Origin of the sequence: Actinosynnema sp. CA-299493 (assembly GCF_050946825.1) — a bacterium.
In the GTDB taxonomy this organism is placed as follows: Bacteria; Actinomycetota; Actinomycetes; order Mycobacteriales; family Pseudonocardiaceae; genus Actinosynnema.
The window spans coordinates 6,698,579-6,719,507 of record NZ_CP191993.1; the positions used below are offsets into that span (position 1 = coordinate 6,698,579).

A 20,929-nucleotide genomic window follows, 5' to 3' on the forward strand; every position below is an offset into this window, starting at 1 on the left:
CTTTGGACAGCAGCCCAGCGACGTGGTCGGGACGTCACGGTGGGCAGAACGGAGCAATCCGCAGTCGTGCACCTGAAGAGCTTCTCCGCGAACGGGTTCCGTTCGCTCATGAAGGTCGAGGACATCCCGATCAGCTCGCCGACGATCGTCGCGGGCCACAACGATGGGGGCAAGACCGCGCTGCTGGCGTCCCTTTCGTTCCTGCTCGGCGATTACGAGGCTGTCGAAGAGGATCGTTCCTACGTTCCCGGACCTCCGGGGACCCGCTGCGGAGCCACCGACGTCGAAGGGCTCTTCGAACTCGACGAGTGGGAGCAGGAGACGTTCAGACTCCCCTCGATGGTCAGGATCCGTCGCACTGCGGACGACGAATCGGCACGGTGGGAGTGCTGGATGCCGATGCCGACCGACGAGCGCCTGCGTGACCTCACCCAGTACAAGGCCCCGGAGCTGGCCAAGCTGGCCCGGCAACTGGTTCCTGAGGAGGCTGCGACCCGCAAGGCCGACAATCTCGCGGTGTTGGAGAAGTACGGTCGGATCCACAGCGAGGGCGAGGATTGGATTCCCGTCACTCAGCAGGTGGTCGACCGGCTCCCGCACCTGCTGCCCTTCGACGGCAAGGTCGCCAGGGCCAACGAGGCGGTCAAGTCGGCGTTGACTTCCCGGTTCCAGAGCCATGTGCAGGATCCCGACTTGCGCGGGCGCCTGACCGACATCGAGGACGAGGTCAAGAACCGCCTGCGCACGGACTCCAAGTCGCTGTGCGACCACATCAAGTACCGCTGCCCCGACATCACCGAGATCTCCGTGGAGCCGGAGATCTCGTTCACCCATGGCTTCCGCAGCGCTCAACTGCGTATGACGCGCAACTCGGGCGGCCCGGTCGACATGACGCGGTCCGGTGACGGCAGTGGACGTCGGGTCGCGCTGGCCATCTGGGAGTGGACCAGCAACCTGCTCGCCGAGCAGAACGCCAGTGAGCCCGATCCCGTCTCCTTGGACCAACTCACGCCGTCGCCGTTGCAGACGATCATCGTCTACGACGAGCCGGACACCCACTTGGACTACGCGCACCAGCGCAAGGTCATGGGTTTGATCCGCGAACAGAGTGCGATCCCGAACGTCAACGTCGTCGTCGCCACCCATTCGATGAATCTCATCGACGGTGTCGACATCGCCGACGTGGTGCACCTCAAGCTGGCCGACGGGTACACGGTCGTCGAGCGACTGGGTACCGAGACGCACGAGAAGATCGACGGCTTTCTCGGCAAGCTCTCCGCGAGCGTCGGACTGCGCAACTCCGTGCTCCTGCACGAGCGCTGCTTCATGGCCGTCGAGGGAGACACCGAGCAGCAGGCGATCCCGCTCCTGTTCAGCCTCAGCGAAGGCGTCTCGCTCCAGGCTGCGGGCATCGCATTGTGGGCGTGCAACAACAACGAAGGCGCTCTGCACCTGGCGAAGTACCTCGTGGACCACGAGAGACTCGTCCGCTTGGTCGTCGACGCGGACAGCCGTCGCATCAGAATGTTCCAGGACACCAGCCTGGAGATGAAGTTCGGCCGGCGGAAGCAGGAGGTCGTCACCTTCATCGGCGAACCGGACGGTCACAACGAGCTGGAAGAGATCTTCCCGGACGAAGTGTGGGCCAGGGTAGCCAATGAACGATGGCCACGCGGTACACCCTGGACATCGGACGACTTCGCCGAACACCGCGCGAGTAAGTTTAGTTCGAAGGTGCAACAGATGCTACAAGAGGGCAGCGAAGCCGGCCCTGGCGGCAAGACCGCCATGATGCACGGCTTGGCCCTCTCATTGCGATCACCGGATGACGTACCCGACCAACTCCGCAAGGTCTTCAAGGAAATCCGGGAGCTAGCCGCAGAGTAAGTACCGACTCTCGTGCTCGCGCGGCTCCGTCGTAGGACGGCGTCGCGCGAGCATGCGGGCTTTGCGCTGCTCGCTGGTCGGAGCTTCCCAGAAGTGCCACCCGATCGGCGGCTTCCACCTCCGGTAGTGCGACCGTTCCTCCACGCCGCACCACTTGCACCCGTTGGGGCTGCCGGTCTCCGGCTCAGCGCTGCTGTCACCGCTCGCCATGGGTCCTCCTCGGTCCTGCCGTAGTTGTACCCCCTCCCACCGACATTTTCGCCGCACCGGACCGAAGCCGCAGGTCGACGGCGTGACACCCCGAGGTCCCAATGAACCGCCAGGTCGTCCAGTCCTCGAGCATCTCCTCCATCGGCTACGGCGAACCCAGCCTCACCCTCGAAGTCGAGTTCCACCACGGCGGGACCTATCAGTACCTTTCGGTCTCCGATGCGGTTCACCTCGGATTTCTGAACGCCTCCAGCCACGGCCGGTTCTTCCAGAGTCACATCCGAAATCGTTACTCATACATTCGGGTTAACTGAGCTTTGTTGCTTTTCAAGGTATTCATCTTCCATCCGAGCTGCCCCAGGACAGATATTTGAGCCAAAAGTGATCATCTTTCGGTAGGTTGATCCGTCGTGATCGAGGTCGAGGGTGCGCACCGGTTGTCGCCTGCGGAGCCTGAGATGTGCGGTTGCGGGTGGTGGCCGCGTTGGAGCCCAAAAAGGTCGAGGGCTATCGGCAGGCTGCGGAGGTGTTCGGGGTCTCGAAGCGCTCGGTGGCGGCCTGACGGCGCGCCTACCGGCGGAACGGCCGCGACGGCCTGGCGACCGACACGGGACGCCCCAGCCCTGCCGAACTGATCGGCCCGGAGGGATTGGGGTACACTGTTCGCCGCAATGGCGCGACTACGCGCAGAAGCTGCTGACCGTGGCTCCACCCGAAGCCCAAAGCAGCGATTGCCGAATAATCTGATCTGCCAGCTCACGGTGAACGTGTCTGCCCATGCCAAACCTGTTTATTGGGCGGAGCGACGGACGCATCGACTTGGATATATTGCCCAAACACGCTGACCCGGTCGATCGAAAACTTCGACAACACCGCTTCCTCCACTGACCCTGACGAAGCGGAAGGTCCTACTGAGCGCGCATATGCCGTCACGTAGTCGATCAAACCATCCCGAAGGAACGGCCTTGCAGTCAAAGGGCTCGTGATCAACACTGATCGCGCTCCACCTGTGTGCAATAGTGCGAGCTGCGCTGCGGGATCGTCGGCGGGGACGGCGGCGGGCAACCTGAACGCGGTGTCTCCGTGACCGTTCGGCAGGCCTTCAGTGAGTCGACCGGTGTCGCCTAGGACCGCGTCGAACTCGACTCGGTGCCGGGCGACGAGTACATCGCTAGGCGCGATGATCCGACCGGATGTGTCGATCTCGTAGAGCCATGTGACGTGTGGCCGTCCCAGTTGCAGGCTGTGCAGCCACGGGCGGAGCACCAGTTGCGCGGATTCGGCCAGGAGGCCGACTTCGACGTCGACGCCTGCCGCTCGCAGTCGCTCGGCGCCTCCTTCTTCTCGGGAGGTCGGGTCGATCACCGCGATCACAGTTCGGCTGATGCCCGCGTCGATGAGTGCTTGGCGGCACGGTGGTGTCCGGCCGTGGTGATTGCACGGTTCAAGGGTGACCACCGCGGTGCCGCCGCGGGCGCGTTCGCCTGCTGCGGTGAGGGCGTGGACCTCGGCGTGTGCTTCGCCTTTGCGTTCGTGGTAGCCCTCACCGACGACTCGCCCGCCACGGTCGAGGATGACGCAGCCGACCGGCGGGTTCGGGCTGGTGCGTCCGAGCCCGAAGGCGGACAGGACGATGGCACGCTGCATCGCGCTGACCTCGTTCACCGACGCGCTCACCGGGCACCGTTGAACGTCACCTTGGCCCGGAACGCGGCAACCGATGGCAGCGTGTCGTAGCGGGTCAGTGCGTTGGCGACGACCCGCAGCTCGTTCTCGGTCCGTGCGGATCCGGAGCCGCGCGCGATGTCCAACGCCTCGGCGGCGAGATGCGCGGCTTGTTCCGCTTCTCCGACGGCGGCTGATGCCAGCGCGTAGCGGCCAAGGGCGATGCCCCTGTCACGCCGGTACACCGCCGGCAGGGACGGCAGGACCACGTCGTAGAGCTCGATGGCCTTGCGGGGATGCCCCAAGGTCAGCCAACAACCGGCGCGCTGCAGTTCGAGGTAGTTGGCGGTGCAGAAGGAGCCGTGCCCGCCACGAGCCTCACCTGTCGTGTCCGATGCGGCCCATTCGTGCGCTTCGTCCAATGTGCGTTGAGCAGCGAGCACATCGCCGTCGAGTGCGTGTCCATGAGCTTGCTGCTGGGTGATGGCCGCGCGCATCGGGGACGGGAGCGCCGAGCCTTCGCGGTGGGCGGCGTGCGCCATGCCGATCACTCGGGCGGGGTCGCGGTTGGTCGTGGCCTGCTGGCTGCGACGGAACAACGTCCACGCCAGCATGAGGCGGTCGTCCGCTTCGTGTGACCATTCCATCGCCCGGTCTGTCCACCGCTCGGCGAGCAGGGTCTCGCCGGCGTCCTCGTGCAGCCATGCGGCGGACTCGGCGTACTGCGCCGCCAACGCCACCACCTCGCGTCGGACCAGGCCTCTGGCCGAGCGAGCGATGCTCATCACGAGTCTGAGGTACTCGTGCACCGAACTGAGCGCGAATCGCGGACCGAAGAGGTTGTCGGTCTTCACCAGGAGGTGCCACTGCTCCCGGAGGTGGCTGAGCAAGCCCGGAATGTCGCTCGAAGCCAGGCCGCTCAACAACGAGACCCCACTGAGCGGGTCGGTGTCGGCTGATTCGCCGTGGGTGATCGGGGTCGGCGCGGGGGTGGTTGTGTTCGGCCGGATCCGGCGGGCCTGCCGTTCCCGATGTGCCTGTTCGCGGAGGGCGAGGAGTCGTCCTCTTGCCCCCAGTGCCTCGTCGAGGGCTTTCACGATCTCCAGCGAGGGCAGATTGTGGCCAGGGCGTTCGGCGAGTGACACGTACTGGCGGGTGTAGCCGATCCGTTGAGCGAGTTGCGGCTGACTGAGTTCGGCGTCGTTGCGGAGCCGCTTGATCTCGGCGGCCAGCAGCGCCGCGGCGGGATGTGCCTCGTCGTATGCCCGGTTTTCGTTCACGGTCTCCTCCGCTGCGGCAGGGGGCAAACGAAGGGCAAATGCTCTAAGTAATCATTTTGCCCCGTTCCGTGATCGTAGCTGGTCCGGGTCGAATAGTCCCAGGGTGAACCGGGTGATCACGGGAAGCGGGTGCGGCCATGGAACGGACGGGTCGAGGCGAGCGGGTCGGCAGGTCGGGTGTTCGGCTGCTGGGCGCGGTGGAGCGGGCGCGGTTGCGGCCGGAGTTGTTGGAGGTGGTCGAGTACCGGAAGTCGGGGTTGAGCCTGAACTGGATTATCGGGTGTCCGCTGGACTGTAGGTACTGCGTACGGCACCTGTTCGACAACTACGGGATGAAGGTGCCGCGGGCGTTGACGGGCGAGGAGGAGGCGGTCGGGTTGCTGACCGGGCACCGGTTCTTCCAGCCGCACGTGACGCCGGTCCAGCTGCTCAACCGCGCGACGGACCCGATGCTGCCCGCGGTGAAGCCGCACCTGTTCCGGTTGTTGCGGTTGCTGGACGAGCGGGGGTTGACCAATCACGTGCTGGTGATCACCCGGTGGCGGGTGGAGCAGGAGGACTGCGCCGCGCTCAACGCGTTGCGGAACCTGAAGGTGACCCTGTTGATCACCCATTCGGGTATCGATGATCCGCAGATCGAGCCGGTGGACTCGGCCATCGCCGCGCGGTCGTTGCGCACGGCGTTCGAACACGCGGAGCGCTATCGGGTGGTGTTGTACTGGCGCCCGATCGTGCCCGGCCTCAACGACACCGACGTCCACCTCGACCACGCCCTGGACCTGGGCCGCTCCGCCCATGCGACGGTGTTCACCGGCCTGTTCTACCGTGACGTGATCCGCGACTACTACCGCGCGCAGGGCCTGCCCGAGCCCTACGAGACCGGGGCGCGGCGCAAGGTGTTCCCGGAACGGTTGGAGCAGCGCATCCTGACCGCCGCAGCACGCCGGACCGACGGTGCGGTGTTGTTCCGCAAGACCTCCTGCGCGGTCGCCTACGCCCACGGCATGGCCGACTACAACGGCCACTACGGCATCCGCGAGCTGTGCGACATCTGCCCGGTCGCGCAGCTCGGCCGGTGCGCGACCGGGTGGGCTCCGCCGGACCCGAACGCGGCCGCCGCGCTGGCACGGGAGTTGGGCGGCAGGCTGGTGGCGATCACCGACCGGGCCGTGATCGTGGACGGCCTGGACGAGCAGGCCCGTTACCTCATGCAGCACAGCTTCGGCTTCCAGGTCCACGACGTGGCCAAGCCGCACCACCCGCACCGTCACGGCCGCGCCGACATCGGCTGGCCCACCACCGTGGAGGCATCATGACCACCCCGCCACCTGGCGCGTCGTTGCCCGCCGTATTGGACGGCCACCCACTGGTGGTGGTCGACATCGAGGGCAACGGCGGACAGCCGCCGCAAATCGTGGAGATCGCCGTGCTGCCCGTCGACGGACCGGTCGCCGGACGTGACTTGCGCAGCTGGCTGGTGCGCCCCTCCTCCCCCATCACGCCGATCGCCCGCCGCATCCACGGCATCGGCAACGACGAGGTCGAACGCAAACCACGCTGGCACGGCGTCTCCCACGACATCCAACAGACACTGACCGGCCGCACCTTGGTCGCGCACAACGCGAGCACCGAGTACCGGGTGCTCCGCGCGCACCTGCCCAGCTGGCAGCCGCCCCTGGTGCTCGACACCCTCACACTTGCCAAACATGTCTGGCCCGACCTGCCCGGCTACGGCCTCGACAAACTCGTCGCGCACGCCGGTCTGGACACCACCGGCGTCAGCGGGCAGCGTCCGCACCGCGCCGGCTACGACACCTGGTGCGCCTGGTTGCTCTTCCGCACCCTCGTCGACCAGTCCGCGCTGGACTGGGACGGCCTGGTCCGCGCCGCCGCCCACCCCGACTTCCAGCCCGACCACGCGCAGGACGGGCTGTGGTGACCGGCGAAGTGGAGAAGCCCGTCGCGATCGGAGCGCTGGGCGCCCACTCGACCGGCAAGAGCGCCTTCCTCGCCCGACTGGCCCACGAACTGCGTCGTGAGCAGGTCCAGGTCTCCACGGTCGCAGACCTGGGGGAACAGGCCCAGCGCGTCGGGCTGCCGATCCTGCGCAACCACACCTGGGCCTCCACCCTGTGGATCATCACCAGAGGCATCAGCAACGAACTCGAAGCCTGGCTGCACGCCGACGTCGTCCTGGTCGACCGCGCCGTCCCCGACGCACTCGGCTACTACCGCGCCGCCCTCGCCCACCGCGACGAACAACCAGACCCCCGCATCCAGGCACACCTGGAAGCGATCGTCCGCGACCACAGCACCACCTACGACCTGCTCTACCGCACCACCCTCGACCCCGACATCCCCCTGGGCGACAACAAACCCCGCGATCCCGACCAGACCTTCAGACAACTCGCCGACCACCACGTCGCAGCCGTCCTGCACGACCTCGCCCTGCCACACCGCCTACTTCCCTCCGACGGCCACGACCGAGCACTCGACGACGCCCTGGACTTCATCATGGGCAGGCTCTCCGGAGCAGAAGTCAACACGCCATGACCATCCTTTACTCCACCATGGATGGCCGCGCCGACCACAGGACTGCCGGGACGACGGTCGGGCCAGTCGACCACGTCGAGCAGGGCGCTGCCTGAACTATCCGAAGCACGGTCGCCGGAACAGTTGCGATCAATCGGGAGGAGCCAGTCATGACCCGCCACCGGCAAGGACACGCCGTGCTGCGCCTGCTCATCCGCCTGGGCTGGCAGCACGATCCGGCCACGTGGACAGTCCGCTGCAGAAACCGGAGCGGCCGACGGGCACGACTGGAAATCCACGTGGCCGCCACCGGTATCTCGATCGACGGCATCCACGCCGATCAGCTGGTCCTGACACCTCTTGAGGTTGGAAGGCTGCGAGCCGCGCTCCGACAGGCGCTACTCGCATTCGACCGGCTCGCCGGTCACGACACCCAGCCCGACCACACGCTCGTCACACCCGTCACTTCGTCGATGCCCACCGAGCTTCCCCACAGCCGCGCACGAGTCCGCCTCTCCGCCCGGCCCACCGTGACTGCAATCCGCACGCGACTCGCCGTATCCCCGACTCCTGACGCCCCGGAGGTGAACAATGAACAACAACTCCGCACCAAGCCCCGCCGGTTCGCGGCGTGACCCCGCGGCAGGGCAGGACATCAATCCACACCGGGTCACCGCTCGGCCGTCGTCGGCGTATCGCACCGCCGGCTGCCGTACGCAGCGGAGCGGACCACCCGACGTCCACTCCGCCTCCTGGTCCACCGGCCCGGTCCGCACGCCGCTCGCCCACACCCGATCACGCCACCCCCACGTGACCGCCGTGCGCAGAGCGCCGAACCGACGCCGGCCGCCGGGGCGGCAGGTTCCGCACCCCCTGCCGCCCCACCTCGCTTTTGTCGATCCTTCCGCTTCCACCCGCGCCACCCCCCTCCATCACCAACGCACGGAGAACACGGACATGACCCGCAACGACGGCCGACCGCACCCAGCCACGCCAACCCTGCGAGGCCGTGTCCTCGGCACCGAACTGCGACGGGCCCGCGAAGCCTCCGGCCTGTCCATCACCGAACTCGCCGCATGCAGCGGCCACTCCCCCGACACCGTGCGACGACTGGAAGAAGGCATCACCGACGCCTCGGCGCCCGACCCGACGCTGTGGTGCCGCTGGGGCACCTTCGCCACCAGCGTGATCACCATTCTGTGCCGCATCTCGGAACGGATCGACATCTTCGCCCCGTCAGGCATCAACCCGGCTTTCGAACGACTCGCCCCCGACCGCTGCACCGCCTACGTACTGGAACACACCCACATCGACCACACCGACGTCACAGTCCGCGTGATCCCCCGCAGCGCGGGCTACTTCCCCGGCCTCGAACAACAACCACCGACCCGCTTCTCCCTTCCGGACGGCCCGGCCATCGTCCAGTACGCCTACCCCCACGCAGCACACTTCACCGAAGAACCAGAACACCTGCTGGCGGCCTACACGCTCTTCGAACAACTCGACCAGATCGCCCTCGCCGCAGACGACCGGTGACTGACCGGACCCTCTTCGAGGAATCCCTGTCCGGCGGCAACGCGGCGAAACGGTCGCAGGGACCAACTGCGATACCCCTATGGCGACTGCCCATGGCCACCGCGATACACAACCCGATCGCATGGCCGGAACTGACGGAGCTCAGCTTGCCCGCCCGGCCTCTTCCCCCTCCCCCGACGGTCACCCGACCGTACTGCCACCCTCAGGCCACAGGAGAAACCGATGGAGACCGACCAGCAGACCACCACGTCCAGGAACACCACCGCTCGTAGCCGTGAACTCGGCGAAGAACTGCGCCGAATCCGTCATCGGGCAAGGAAATCGGCCTCGGACACCGCCGACGCGCTCGGATGGTCATTGGGCAAGCTCAGCAAACTGGAGACCGGCAGCCGGGGAACCAGCCCGTGGGAGATCGCCGTCCTGACCGGCAGGCTGGGCGCGGACAAACCCGCCCGCGACCGCATCCTCACCATCGCCACCGAACTCGACACCGGCAGCTTCCTCCGCCACCACGGCACCGCCCCCGACACCCTGACCGCCCTGCGCCAGAACGAACAAGCCGCACTCACCATCACCACCTACCACCCACTCACCATCCCCGACCTCGTCCAAACCGGGGACTACACCCACGCCCTGACCGGCGACCGCGTCCTCGTCCAAGACCGGGCCATCAGGCAGGAAATCCTGCACAGCACCACCCGCCCCGACACGGTGCTCTACATACACGAAGCCGCGGTGCAGTCACTGGTCGGAGATCGGGTGGTCATGCGAGACCAACTGCGGCACCTGACGTCGATGTACGCACCGACAGGGATATCAGTGCGCCTGATCCCGATGATCGCGCCGTTCCACCCGGCCCTCGCCTGCCCCGCCACGCTGCTCACCTTCACCCCGCCGACCCGCCCCCTGGCGTACATCGAGACCGACACCACGACCGTGTTCCACGACGACCCGACCATCGTCGCCCACTACGAGACCAAAATGCGCCGCATCGACTCGCTGGCCCTGTCGGACACCGACTCCCGTGACGTCCTCGCAAGCTGGGCCGACACCTACAACAGCCACACACCCTGACCCACCACACCACGCCGCCCAGCTCCACACGCGCCGCCACTACAGCGCCGAATCCCGGCGGCAGGGAAGAACCCGATGAGCACCCACTACGTCGCACTACGGATCGATGTCTTCACCAAAGCCGCACGGCTGGCCGGTTTCCGCTCCGACTACAAACTCGCCAAAGCTATGGGCCTGAACCGCTCCACCGTCACACGCGTCCTGTCAGGCGACCTCCGACCCGGCCCCGCGTTCATCGCCGGCGCCCTCATCGCACTCCCACCGATGTCCTTCGAAGACCTCTTCGAGGCGACCACCGACCCGGACGGGTCCGCATGACCGACCCCGGACCCACCGTCGCACAACTACGCCGCGAACTGACCTCCCTGGGCTCCGACGCACACCCACCGTTCGACCCCGCGCGCGTACTGACAACGCTGCACGCGACCATCGGACAACCCGAGGCAGCGGTGGCGCTGCTGACCGACACATGGCGCGCCGTCCCCGCAGACCTCGACCAATCGTGGCTCCACAGACTGTGCGACCTCGGCACCGAACTGGCCGCCACCCTGCCCACCTCCCTACTGCTCGCCACAGCCTTCCGCCACGCCGCACAAACACTGCGCACCCGAGGCCTCCTCCACCTCGCCGCTGGCCAAGGCATGCGCGAACTGTCCATCCACCGCCTACACGATGACAACCCCGACGACGCCGCCGCCGCCCTACACGACCTCGCCCACACCTACCGCGCCCAACACCGCCTGCACAAGGTCATCGACTGCGCCGACGAAACCCTGGAAACCTACCTACTGCACGACCACGACACCGGCACGGCCCGCACACTGCTCCACCTCGGCGAACTCATGATCGAAGCAGGCCGACACGACTCAGCCGTCAAATACCTCACCCGGGTCGACAAGGAGCACCGACACGCGCTCACCACCACCGAACAAGCCCATGGCCTCGCCGCGCTGGGACAGGTGCTCCGACTGTCCGGCAAACACGCTCCAGCGCACCGCGCATTCAACCGGGCCGTCGCTCTGACCATCGGCATCGATGATCCCACGGCGCAAGAAATCCGAGTCCTCGCCACGCGGCCGGACGACACCGCCGAGATCCCGCTCCGGCCGGGTCCATGACCTCAAGCGATGGGCAGATTTGCCCCGGCCCACCTGCGCCGGCGACGGCCACCACCAACTCACCGACGAGACCCTGCCCGCCTCGCCACCGACCCCATCGTGATCAACGACCGTTACATCCCACACGTGGTTGTCTGGCTCGTTGCCCGCCCGAAGACGTCCTTGCGCTCGCTGAGACCAAACCACCTCGAAACCCACCACCTGGTCGAGGCCTTCACCGCTACGGGCTACAGCGCGACCAGGCCCGGACACGCCGACGGCCAACTCGACGTCATGATCACCACCAAGCACATCACCCTCCTCGACCCGCTCACTGCCACCCGACTATCTACCCCGTCCACCACGCCCCAGGGACACCGCACGAATGGCCGGCACCAGCCCCCGCATCGGCGCACGCGTACTCCTGCTCGACCCCACCGACCGGGTCCTGCTCATCCACGCCCGCGACCCCGACCAACCCGACCACCACTGGTGGGAACTCCCCGGCGGCGGCTGCGACCCTCACGAGACCCTTACCGACGCTGCCCGACGCGAAGTCGCTGAGGAAACCGGCCTCCGCTTGGACCGTCTTGGTCCGAAGCTGTGGATCCGCGAGAGTCGATTCCACTACCGCGGCCGCGGCCACCATCGCATCGACCACGTCTACCTCGCTCGCACCACCACAACAACTCCCCAACTGGCCCTCAGACCTACCGACAACGAGAAGCGCGGCCTCATCGAACGCCGTTGGCGCACCCTCCACGACCTGGTCAACAGCACCGACAAACTTCTCCCCTCACAGCTCCCCCAACTGCTGCACCAAGTCATCAACGGCCACCTGCCGACCGAACCCGTGATCCTCGTCGACTGACCGGCACGGCAAGCCGCCCGCTGCGTGCGCTGCGCCGCCGAACCACAACCGACACCGCCTCACCAGGCCCGAGACCAGCTACCACCCGAGACTCAGCAGTACCCCGCCGCGGTACGCGACCTCGACACCCGCAGAGTGCTCCGCACCCGCATCCTCGGCGGTCTCATCAACGAATACAGACAGGTCACCTGACCAGCAGCGATGACTTTCCGAGCGGCGCACAGTCACCGCGCTGCGGCGCAGTTCGCGGGCGGCCGAGGCGAACGCGCTCGGTCAGGTCCGCCGCCCGCTCGGCGTCGACCGGCACGGCGTGGCAACTGGGGTAGACGCTCTTGCCGTACGGCTCGGTCAGCGCTTCGAAAGCGGCGTCGCCGCCGCTGAGGAACCGGTGACGAGGTCCGCCTCGCTGTCCACCATGCCCACCTCTCGGCATGAGTCGGGCCGTTGGGCCAAGTGGTGCCTGGTGGGAGGTCTTCGTGCACCGCATCACTGCGATCTGCGGGGTCACGATCGGCCGGCCACTGCGGGCGGGGGATGCGCCGGACGCTCACTCGGTGGTGCCGGAGTCTCAGGAGACGATCCGGCGGGGAACCGCGAGTCCTTCGCCTACAGCGAAGGTCAGGACCTCCAGGTCCACCTGGCGCGGGTTGGCGGTGCCGTTGTGCCGGATGGACCACGCGCCCACCGAGAGGATGGCGCGATCACCCGATTCGACGGCGATGCCCGTCACAGAGATTTCGTCATCGACGGACCCGATACACCTGATCGCTCGCACACACGTGCGAAGGCCGCATTACCCACACTCCTGTGGCAGGACCGGCAGGTGCTCGGCACCGGCGAGGGCGTGACGAAGGCTTTCGTGGGCACGGCACAGGCGACCTGCGGACGAATAACACCGTCGCCGCCACGGTGGCAGGTCGACGCCCGCAGGGTCCGCCATAGTGCGGATTACCCAGCCCGGGGCACTTCCGCGAATGCTCTCACGTGACACGCGATCCCGATGGCACCCATTTGACTGACGGGGGTTGGTCATGGACCCGCCTGTCTGTTTTACTGGTCAATCCAGGCAGGCGATCGACTCGTCGGGGGCCGCTGTGACTATCCATAATGGAGGATTTGCAGAAATCGGTAGCGTTTTGGCGTCGGTCGACGACCGGTTCCCGACTCGACAGCGGGCGCGCCCTCGCCCTGACCGTGATCGCATCGCGTTCCGCTCGTTCGGGCTCCGGTTCCTCCACGAAACTCCGGTGGCAGGCCAGCCGCCCTATCGGTACTCGCATGAACTCCAGTCAGTGGTGCACGACGGCCCTCGAACGCACGTCGTGCTGGCCGGCACGTCCAGCGGCGGAACCGACGGCCCCACAGGTGACGAGGAGATGGACTTCCACCAGCCCGACGACGAGTCGCCGTGACGGTGTTGATCATCAGTGGTGACTCCGACCCCACGGTCAACCGGGTCGTCCTCGAGCTCCGTAACCGCGCGGTGCCGGTCTTCCGATGCGACGTCGGGTGGTTTCCCGCCGGTCTGTCCCTGGATGCCGTGCTCGACGGGGGCAGGTGGCGTGGTTCGTTGACGACACCTCACCGCAGCGTCGATCTCGAGGCCATCAGGTCGGTGTTGTTCCGCAGTCCCACGGGCTTCACGTTCAAGACCGGGGTGTCCGCGGTCGAACTAAGGCACATGCGGATGGAGGCCAGGTTGGGGCTCGGCGGTGTCCTTGCGTCACTACCGGTGCCGTGGTGCAACCACCCTGCCCGGCAGGCCGACGCCGGGTACAAGCCGTGGCAGTTGGCGGTCGCCGCGCAGAGCGGGTTCTCCGTGCCTACGACGATGGTCACCAACGACCCGAAGGCGGCCCACCGGTTCACCGCCGACCTCTCCCAGGTCGTGACCAAGGTCCTCGGCGTCAACCGGCTGGACGACGGTCAGGTCACGAGGATCGCCTACACGCACCTGCTCCAATCCTCCGACCTGGATGATCTCGGCGGGGTCGAGACCACGGCGCACCTGTTCCAGGAGTGGGTCGAGAAGTCCTTCGAGGTGCGCCTGATCGCCGTCGGCACCACTCTGTTCGCGGTGGCGATCCACGCACACAGCGCCGCCGCGCGCGTCGACTGGCGCAGCGACTACGGCGCGCTGTCCTACTCGGTGATCGACCCGCCGCCGGAGATCGTCGACTCGGTCGGTCGGTTCCTGGACGCGTTCGGGCTCACCTTCGCGGCGTTCGACTTCGTCGTGACCCAGGAGGGTCTGTGGCGATTCCTGGAGGCCAATCCCGCGGGCCAGTTCGGCTGGTTGGAGGAGGCGGTGGGGTTGCCGGTCAGTGCGGCCATCGCCGACATGTTGGCGGAGGCGGCATGACCTCGGGCGCCTCCGGGCAGTCCGCGCGCTCGACCGGGCACGGCAGCGTCCTGCAGGCCGGCCGCGACATCGTGACCATCCACGACACCTCACGGTCGCCGCATCCGGACCTGTCGAGATTCGTATCGGTCGAACCGCTCTGGGACCGACTCGACCACGACGTCCACGGTCGCACCGGTCTGGTGGACCGCCTGACGCGGATGACCTCGGACGACACCGGGCGGATCATCGTGCTGCACGGTGGCGGCGGCTACGGCAAGACGACCCTGGCACTGCACTTCGCCGCTCGGATGCGCGACCGCGGGGTCGTCGTGTGGTGGGTGTCGGCCCACGACGAGACCGGTGTGACCACCGGCATGCGGGAAGTGTGCTCGCGTATCGGCGTATCGCTGGAACACATCCACGCCGCCTGGACAGGCCAGACCTCGGCACCGGACCTGCTGTGGCGACACCTCGTCGCCTTCCCGCACCCGTGGCTGCTCGTCATCGACAACGCCGACGACCCCGAACTCGTGCTCTCCGCCCGCTCCACCCACCCGGCGGGGCCGAGTTGGCTTCGCAGCACGAGCGGCAGCAACGGATCGGTCCTGGTCACCAGTCGCGACGGGCGGCGGCAGGCATGGGGCCCGCACGCGACACTGCTGCCGGTCCCCGCACTGGACCCCGACGACGGTGCCCGCGTGCTGCTCGACCTGACACACCGGGACGCCGACCAGTTCCCGGCCGCCCGGGCCGTCGCCGACCGCCTGGGCAGCCTTCCTCTGGCTCTACGACTGGCCGGCCTGCACTCGGCGCGCATGGCGACCGCACCTCCGTTGCCCGGACTGAAGACCGTCCGGAACTTCGACGACTACCTGGCCGCACTCGACGAGCACTTCGTCACCACGGTCGACGCCGCATCACCGCACCCCCGCGAACGCAGAGAGCCACGAGAGTTGATCACCGAAACCTGGGAACTGTCCTTGGAAGCGCTCCGACGACGCGGACACGCCGACGCACGCACAGTGCTGCGCCTGCTGTCCTGCTTCGCGGACAGCCCGATTCCCTACCGGCTGCTGGACGCCCGCGTCATGGCAACCTCTCCCCTGTTCACCGGGATCACACCGGAGAAACTCCTGACCCTGCTCCAAGCCCTCGCCGAACTCGGCCTCACCGAACAAGCTCCAGGACCACACCAGCCCCAGGCGACACCGGTGGCCGAACTGGTGCTGCACCCGGTGGTCCGGGAAAGCAACCGTCACCACCGCGACGTCGTCGACAACCTGGTCGAGTACGCCACCGTGACCGGGGCACTGCTGGACTCCGCCACCCGCGACCTGGACTACGAGGACTCCACGACCTGGACTCAATGGCAAACGCTGGCCCCGCACTGCACCGCCCCGCTACGACTGTGGGAGGAAACGGGCGCCGAAGCCCTCGACCACGCCGAACGCATACGCGTCACCGCCCTGAGCGTCTACCGGTGCGGACGGTTCCTCTACCAATGCGGCCTCTACTCCCAGGCCGAGCACGAATTGACCGCGGCCCTGGAGCCACAGCACAAGATCCTCGGCGACACCCATCCCGACACGATCCGGACCCGGGTCACCCTGGCCTCGGTCCTCACCACCGAGGGCAAGTTCGACGCCGCCGACACCGAATTCCACACCGCCCTCGCGATCCAGACGACACTCCTCGGCGAGGCACACCCCGATACCCTGGACACCCGCAGCCGACTCGCCGTGGCCCTGCGGGCACGCGACCGCCTCGACGAGGCCGAAGCCGAGTTCCGCGACGTACTGGACCGGCAGGTCGCCATCCTGGGTGCCGGGCACCGTCAGACCCTCGACACCCGGAACCGTCTCGCCCACCTCATGCACCTGCAAGGCCGGGTCGAGGAAGCGGAAGCGGAATTCCGCGCCGTGCTGGCCGCCCGGGAAGCCGTACTCGGCAGACACCACATCAACACCCTGGACACCCGCAGCGAACTGGCGTCACTGCTCCACGTCCGCGGCGACCTCGCCGCCGCCGAGGCCGAATACCACCGACTACTCGCCGACGAACGCCAAGCCCTGGGCGAGGACCACCCCAAAACCCTCATCGCCTACAGCCACCTGGTCATGCTGCGCCACGACCAGAACAAGATCGACGACCTCCAGACCCTGTACGAGGACGTCCTGAAAAAACAGAAACGCGTACTCGGCGCGACCCATATCCACACCCTCGCCACCTGCCATCGACTGGCGAAATTCCACTTCGAAAGCTCGCGACTGGAAACGGCCCGACAGCAGTTCGAGGATGTGTTCAAGGCAAAAACTGAAGTTCTCGGCGAAGAGCACCACGCCACGCTCATCACTCGCGAGTACCGGGCACTCACCCTCGCGGCCTCGGGAAAGACCCAGGCCGCCGTCGACGAACTGAAGGCACTGCTGGCGATCCGACTCCGCACCACAGGACAGCACCATCCCCTCACAGCGGCGACGCGAGCCAATCTTGCCTCGGTCGAAAAAACGGCGGAGGAACTCATGTCGAGGGAGGGCAACAGCTCTTCGGAACCGCACGAACCGGCATCAAGCTGACCGGGGTTCGTCAGCCGCAGCGACCGCAGGAACGCGACAGCCGCTCGGTGAACCAGCCGACGTGACCGATGTAGACCAGGCCCGGTTCGTCCGCCGTAGGCGCCCAGCAGCAATGATCCGACGGTTCCCCGCCGTCCTACCCCACATCCTGCACCTGCGCGAACACCCGTCGCCTCTCGACGCGGACGATTCCGAACCGCACATCATGCCCCTGACCGATCTCGTGCTGCACGGTTGATCACGCAATCAGCGACAGAATCACTCGTGTGACAGCCCTCCGGACAGCGAACCGCTCGTCGGCCGGCTGGTCTGCTCGATCGGTCATCGGCGGGGCCCACCGTCGCGTTCACAGCGGACTTCCCGAAGTCAGCGACATGGATTGATTGACTCCGCATTAATGCGGATCGTTGGTCTTCGGCCAGACGTGATGCACCGGACGAACGCGGAGTGGTGATACTTCTGGAGGACCATCCTTGAGGCGAGGGGTTGACGTCGTGGTGATGGAGTTCGTGGAGCCGGTGTTGCTGGCGTTGACCGCGGGCGCGGCGGTGGGTGCGGGTGAGACCGCTTCGACCGCGGTGCAGGACGCCTACCGGGGGTTGAAGACCGCAGCCGGCAAGGTGCTGCGCAGCAAGGTCGCCGATGAGGGCGACGAGGCCGCGACGGAGGCCGCGGTCGAGGAGCGGCTCACGGAGCCGCAGGTCCACCGCGACGAACTCGTAGCCGCCTTGGCCGAGACCGACCCGGACGAGCGGGCCGAAGTGCTGACCGCGGCTCACAGGTTGTTGGAACTGATCGATCCGCAGGACGTTGCGGCGGCCAAGTACAGGGTTGAGTTGCGGGACAACAAGGGTGTGCAGGTCGGTGACCACAACACCCAGACCAACCACTTCGGCGCCTGACAGCCGCATGACCTCGGCTTCGCCGGAAGGGGACGACCGCTCGACCGCCTCGGCGCGGGAGGGCGGGTTCGACGTGCACGGCAACCTCGGGCCGCAGATCGGCGACCACAACACCCAGCACAACACCATCGCGGTCACCCTGGCGCAGGCGGGGGTGAAGTGGCCCGTGCGCATCGGCGTGCCGCCGGAGGTGGTTCACCACTTCCAGGACCGGGCGGCGCGCTCGCGGTTGACCGAGGCCCTGTCGGCGGCCCGGGCCGCCGTGGTGACCGGTGCCGCGTCCGGCTCGGCGGTGGTGTCCGGGTTGGGAGGGGTCGGCAAGTCGCAGCTCGCGGCCGACTACGCCTGGCGGGTGTGGCACGACCGCTCGTTCGACGTGGCGGTGTGGGTGTCGGCGTTGTCCCGCGACGCCGTCATCACCGCCTACGCCGATGCGGCTCGACAGGTCCTGCGGGAGCAGGACCCTCGTATCGCGGACCGCACCCCCGTGGACGCCGCCCGGTCGTTGCGGGCGTGGTTGGCCGGTACCGACCGTCGTTGGCTGATCGTCCTCGACGACGTCCAAGCCCCCGCGGACCTGCGCGACCTACGGCCTCCGCACAGTCCCTCCGGCCAGGTCGTGATCACCACCCGTCGCCGCGACGCCGCCCTCACCGGGGGCGGTTACCGGCTCGTCGAGGTGGGCGTGTTCACCGAGCGGGAAGCTCTCGACTACCTCGACGGCGTCCTGCCCGAGAACGCGCGTCGAGGCACCGACCCCGAGCAGTTGCGCCTGCTGGCCGAGGACCTCGGTCGTCTGCCGCTGGCCCTGGCCCAGGCGGCGGCGTTCATCGCCGACAAGCCGCTGCTCACCGTCGAGCAGTACCGGCAACGGCTGGCGGACCGGCTCAAGAGCCTGGCCGACGTGATGCCCGCGCACGACGACTTGCTCGACGAGCACGGGCAAACGGTGGCCGCCACCTGGTCGATGTCCATCGACCTGGCCGAGCAGCTCTCGCCCGCGGGCATCGCCCGCCCGTTGCTGGTCCTGGCCGGCCTGCTCGACCCCAACGGCACACCGCTGGCGGTGTTCACCACCGAGGCCGTCCTCAGGCACCTGACGGGGCTCGTCGGGAATGACGTCGACGCCGAGATGGTCAACGATGCGCTCGCCGTCCTGCACCGGCTCAGCCTCGCCACCCTCGACACCAGACGATCAGCCCGCACACTCGCGGTGCACGCGATGGTGCAGCGCGTCGTCCGCGACACCCTCGACCCGGCGGAACTGCACGCCTCGGCCCACGTCACCGCCAATGCGCTGCTGACCGTCTGGCCGGGCATCGACACCACCGACCCCGACCTGACGCAGGCGCTGCGCTCGGCCACCCAAAGCCTGCACGCCTGCACCACGCCCGCCCTCTGGCAACCGGAAGGCCACACCCTGCTGTTCCGCGCCGGCGTCTCCCTCGGCGGGAGTGGCCAGGTCGCCGCCGCGATCGACCACTTCGGCATGCTGCGCCGACAGGCCGAGACCGAACTGGGTGCGGATCACCGGGACGCGCTACGCGCCCGGTGGTACCTCGCGTACTGGCGAGGTGCGGCCGGAGACGCCGCCGGTGCCGTGGCCGAGTTCGAAGCACTACTGGTCGACCAGCACCGCGTCCTGGGGCCCGACGACCCCGACACCCTCGACACGCGCAACGACCTGGCCTCCGGACGCGGTGACACCGGAGACGCCGCCGGCACCGTGGCGGAGCTGGAAGCGTTGCTGCTCGACCAGCAACGCGTCCTGGGCGCCGACCACCCGGACACGCTCGACACCCGGGCCAACATCGCCCGCTGGAAGGGAGAGGCAGGACGCCCGGCCAAGGCCGCGGCGGAGCTCGAAGTGCTCCTGCTCGACTTCCGGCAGGTACTGGGGCACGACCACCCCGCCACGCTGATGGTCCGGCACGAACTGGCCTGGTGGACAGGCGAAGCGGGAGACCCCGCCGGCGCCGTCGCGGACTTCAAGACCTTGCTGGACGACTACCGCGACCTGCTGGGCACCGACCACCCCCACACCCTCACCACCCGCCACAACCTCGCCCGCTGGCGGGGTGAGACCGGGGACAGCGCCACCGCAGCCGTGGAACTGCATGCGCTCCTCACCGACCAACAGCGCGTGCTCGGCCCCGACCACCCCCACACCCTCACCACCCGCCACAGCCTCGCCCACTGGCAAGGCGAGAACGGCGACACCGCCACCGCCATCGCGGAACTGCGCACCCTGCTCACCGACCAACAGCGTGTACTCGGCCCCGACCACCTCCAGACCACCGCGACCAACCACAGCCTCACCCACTGGCAGGAACGTCACACGACGACAAGCGCGGAGTCGTCCGTGGACCAGCTGCCCGCTGGCCCGTGATCGCCGCTGGTCGCTCACGTGTGGTGATCTCGCATACGGGAACGACCGGCTCGAAGCAGGTGACCTCACCCCCGCCGGGAGGACAGCGCTCGCGGTGCGCTGGGCGAGCAGCGCCCGCCCACATGTTCCGGGCGATCGGTTCATTGTCATCGGAATCAGGTGGGTCGCGACCAGAGGAGACCCGGGCAGCGTCCCGCGGACCACACGGCTGGCAGACACGTGCACCACAGGCGAGCATTGCGACCATGAAAGACCCGTACGCCGACGCCGACGCTGCCAAGACCGAGAACGACTACTTCGCTTACGCCGAGGACCTGGGCGCGTCGAAGGAACATGCCGACCGGGTCCTGCGGCAGGCAATCCTCGACGTCAGTCGAGGAGACGCCGCGGACCCCTACGAACTCGCTCGTCTCCAACTCGCCGCCGACCTGCATCAGAACCCGGAGTGAAGCGGGCTCCGGCCGCCAACCTTCTGAGCGGGCTTCGGCCGTTGCTGGGGCGCACGGCCTGCACCAGTTATGATTACCCATCGTGATGGACCGATTTCGGACCGTACTGTCACGTTG

The 20,929-nt window shown here is 67.5% G+C and carries 19 protein-coding genes; 16 read left to right on the forward strand and 3 right to left on the reverse strand.

The window, feature by feature from the left end; all coding sequences use genetic code 11:
• Window positions 1–108 precede the first annotated feature (108 nt).
• On the forward strand, window positions 109–1,887 hold the full coding sequence (locus ACQPYE_RS27960) for an ATP-dependent nuclease (protein ID WP_498715593.1): 1,779 nt from the start codon (window positions 109–111) through the stop codon (window positions 1,885–1,887).
• 311 nt (window positions 1,888–2,198) lie between these two features.
• Entirely contained in the window at window positions 2,199–2,411 is a 213-nt protein-coding gene (locus ACQPYE_RS27965) for a KTSC domain-containing protein (protein ID WP_498715595.1), read from the forward strand.
• 442 nt (window positions 2,412–2,853) lie between these two features.
• On the opposite strand, the gene ribD is transcribed toward ACQPYE_RS27965, so the two are convergent.
• A complete protein-coding gene (ribD, locus tag ACQPYE_RS27970; protein ID WP_498715596.1) occupies window positions 2,854–3,774 on the reverse strand; it encodes a bifunctional diaminohydroxyphosphoribosylaminopyrimidine deaminase/5-amino-6-(5-phosphoribosylamino)uracil reductase RibD in 921 nt (306 codons plus the stop codon).
• Window positions 3,771–5,042, reverse strand: a complete 1,272-nt coding sequence (locus ACQPYE_RS27975) for a helix-turn-helix transcriptional regulator (protein WP_498715597.1) — start codon at window positions 5,040–5,042, stop codon at window positions 3,771–3,773. The genes ribD and ACQPYE_RS27975 overlap by 4 nt, the downstream gene beginning before the upstream one ends.
• A gap of 137 nt (window positions 5,043–5,179) precedes the next feature.
• Between ACQPYE_RS27975 and ACQPYE_RS27980 the strand changes: the two genes are divergently transcribed.
• The 9 genes from ACQPYE_RS27980 to ACQPYE_RS28020 all read left to right on the forward strand — a co-directional run bounded on the left by ACQPYE_RS27980 (window position 5,180) and on the right by ACQPYE_RS28020 (window position 12,152).
• Window positions 5,180–6,358 carry a radical SAM protein gene (locus ACQPYE_RS27980; protein WP_498715598.1) on the forward strand — a complete coding sequence of 393 codons (1,179 nt, stop codon included), beginning with the start codon at window positions 5,180–5,182 and terminating at the stop codon, window positions 6,356–6,358.
• Window positions 6,355–6,981, forward strand: coding sequence for a 3'-5' exonuclease (locus tag ACQPYE_RS27985; protein WP_498715599.1), 627 nt, complete (start codon window positions 6,355–6,357; stop codon window positions 6,979–6,981). The genes ACQPYE_RS27980 and ACQPYE_RS27985 overlap by 4 nt, the downstream gene beginning before the upstream one ends.
• Window positions 6,978–7,595 carry an AAA family ATPase gene (locus ACQPYE_RS27990; protein ID WP_498715600.1) on the forward strand — a complete coding sequence of 206 codons (618 nt, stop codon included), beginning with the start codon at window positions 6,978–6,980 and terminating at the stop codon, window positions 7,593–7,595. Before ACQPYE_RS27985 ends, ACQPYE_RS27990 begins: the two co-directional genes overlap by 4 nt.
• Window positions 7,596–7,771: 176 nt before the next feature.
• A complete protein-coding gene (locus ACQPYE_RS27995) occupies window positions 7,772–8,209 on the forward strand; it encodes a hypothetical protein (protein ID WP_498715602.1) in 438 nt (145 codons plus the stop codon).
• A gap of 322 nt (window positions 8,210–8,531) precedes the next feature.
• Window positions 8,532–9,110: a Scr1 family TA system antitoxin-like transcriptional regulator gene (locus tag ACQPYE_RS28000; RefSeq protein ID WP_498715604.1), complete on the forward strand. Its 579-nt coding sequence runs from the start codon at window positions 8,532–8,534 to the stop codon at window positions 9,108–9,110.
• A gap of 222 nt (window positions 9,111–9,332) precedes the next feature.
• Window positions 9,333–10,184: a helix-turn-helix domain-containing protein gene (locus tag ACQPYE_RS28005; protein ID WP_498715606.1), complete on the forward strand. Its 852-nt coding sequence runs from the start codon at window positions 9,333–9,335 to the stop codon at window positions 10,182–10,184.
• Window positions 10,185–10,259: 75 nt separating this feature from the next.
• Entirely contained in the window at window positions 10,260–10,502 is a 243-nt protein-coding gene (locus ACQPYE_RS28010) for a transcriptional regulator (RefSeq protein ID WP_498715607.1), read from the forward strand.
• Window positions 10,499–11,302, forward strand: coding sequence for a tetratricopeptide repeat protein (locus ACQPYE_RS28015; protein WP_498715608.1), 804 nt, complete (start codon window positions 10,499–10,501; stop codon window positions 11,300–11,302). Before ACQPYE_RS28010 ends, ACQPYE_RS28015 begins: the two co-directional genes overlap by 4 nt.
• Window positions 11,303–11,666: 364 nt before the next feature.
• Entirely contained in the window at window positions 11,667–12,152 is a 486-nt protein-coding gene (locus ACQPYE_RS28020) for an NUDIX hydrolase (protein ID WP_498715609.1), read from the forward strand.
• A 568-nt stretch (window positions 12,153–12,720) separates the two neighbouring features.
• Here ACQPYE_RS28020 and ACQPYE_RS28025 read toward each other — a convergent pair.
• Window positions 12,721–12,882 carry a hypothetical protein gene (locus tag ACQPYE_RS28025; RefSeq protein ID WP_498715610.1) on the reverse strand — a complete coding sequence of 54 codons (162 nt, stop codon included), beginning with the start codon at window positions 12,880–12,882 and terminating at the stop codon, window positions 12,721–12,723.
• Window positions 12,883–13,566: 684 nt separating this feature from the next.
• Here ACQPYE_RS28025 and tgmB point away from each other — a divergent pair.
• From tgmB to ACQPYE_RS28050, 5 genes are all read left to right on the forward strand, one after another.
• Window positions 13,567–14,514 carry an ATP-grasp ribosomal peptide maturase gene (tgmB, locus tag ACQPYE_RS28030; RefSeq protein WP_498723003.1) on the forward strand — a complete coding sequence of 316 codons (948 nt, stop codon included), beginning with the start codon at window positions 13,567–13,569 and terminating at the stop codon, window positions 14,512–14,514.
• Window positions 14,511–17,072: an FxSxx-COOH system tetratricopeptide repeat protein gene (gene fxsT, locus ACQPYE_RS28035; protein WP_498715612.1), complete on the forward strand. Its 2,562-nt coding sequence runs from the start codon at window positions 14,511–14,513 to the stop codon at window positions 17,070–17,072. The genes tgmB and fxsT overlap by 4 nt, the downstream gene beginning before the upstream one ends.
• A 473-nt stretch (window positions 17,073–17,545) precedes the next feature.
• Complete coding sequence (locus ACQPYE_RS28040; RefSeq protein WP_498715614.1) at window positions 17,546–17,974, forward strand: hypothetical protein; 429 nt, start codon at window positions 17,546–17,548, stop codon at window positions 17,972–17,974.
• Between the two features lie 7 nt (window positions 17,975–17,981).
• Window positions 17,982–20,363 (forward strand): tetratricopeptide repeat protein, encoded by a 2,382-nt coding sequence (locus ACQPYE_RS28045; protein WP_498715615.1) that lies wholly within the window; start codon window positions 17,982–17,984, stop codon window positions 20,361–20,363.
• A gap of 245 nt (window positions 20,364–20,608) precedes the next feature.
• Window positions 20,609–20,812 (forward strand): hypothetical protein, encoded by a 204-nt coding sequence (locus tag ACQPYE_RS28050; protein WP_498715617.1) that lies wholly within the window; start codon window positions 20,609–20,611, stop codon window positions 20,810–20,812.
• Window positions 20,813–20,929: the final 117 nt, after the last annotated feature.

What these genes read in the sequence shown, in the direction of transcription:
- ACQPYE_RS28045 (WP_498715615.1), top strand. Translation starts at nt 17,982, where the DNA reads ATGACCTCGGCTTCGCCGGAAGGGGACGACCGCTCGACCGCCTCGGCG.
- ACQPYE_RS28005 (WP_498715606.1), top strand. Translation starts at nt 9,333, where the DNA reads ATGGAGACCGACCAGCAGACCACCACGTCCAGGAACACCACCGCTCGT.
- ACQPYE_RS27985 (WP_498715599.1), top strand. Translation starts at nt 6,355, where the DNA reads ATGACCACCCCGCCACCTGGCGCGTCGTTGCCCGCCGTATTGGACGGC.
- ACQPYE_RS27965 (WP_498715595.1), top strand. Translation starts at nt 2,199, where the DNA reads ATGAACCGCCAGGTCGTCCAGTCCTCGAGCATCTCCTCCATCGGCTAC.
- ACQPYE_RS28010 (WP_498715607.1), top strand. Translation starts at nt 10,260, where the DNA reads ATGAGCACCCACTACGTCGCACTACGGATCGATGTCTTCACCAAAGCC.
- ACQPYE_RS27960 (WP_498715593.1), top strand. Translation starts at nt 109, where the DNA reads ATGAAGGTCGAGGACATCCCGATCAGCTCGCCGACGATCGTCGCGGGC.
- ACQPYE_RS28050 (WP_498715617.1), top strand. Translation starts at nt 20,609, where the DNA reads ATGAAAGACCCGTACGCCGACGCCGACGCTGCCAAGACCGAGAACGAC.
- ACQPYE_RS28015 (WP_498715608.1), top strand. Translation starts at nt 10,499, where the DNA reads ATGACCGACCCCGGACCCACCGTCGCACAACTACGCCGCGAACTGACC.
- ACQPYE_RS28000 (WP_498715604.1), top strand. Translation starts at nt 8,532, where the DNA reads ATGACCCGCAACGACGGCCGACCGCACCCAGCCACGCCAACCCTGCGA.
- ACQPYE_RS27980 (WP_498715598.1), top strand. Translation starts at nt 5,180, where the DNA reads ATGGAACGGACGGGTCGAGGCGAGCGGGTCGGCAGGTCGGGTGTTCGG.
- fxsT (WP_498715612.1), top strand. Translation starts at nt 14,511, where the DNA reads ATGACCTCGGGCGCCTCCGGGCAGTCCGCGCGCTCGACCGGGCACGGC.
- ACQPYE_RS28020 (WP_498715609.1), top strand. Translation starts at nt 11,667, where the DNA reads ATGGCCGGCACCAGCCCCCGCATCGGCGCACGCGTACTCCTGCTCGAC.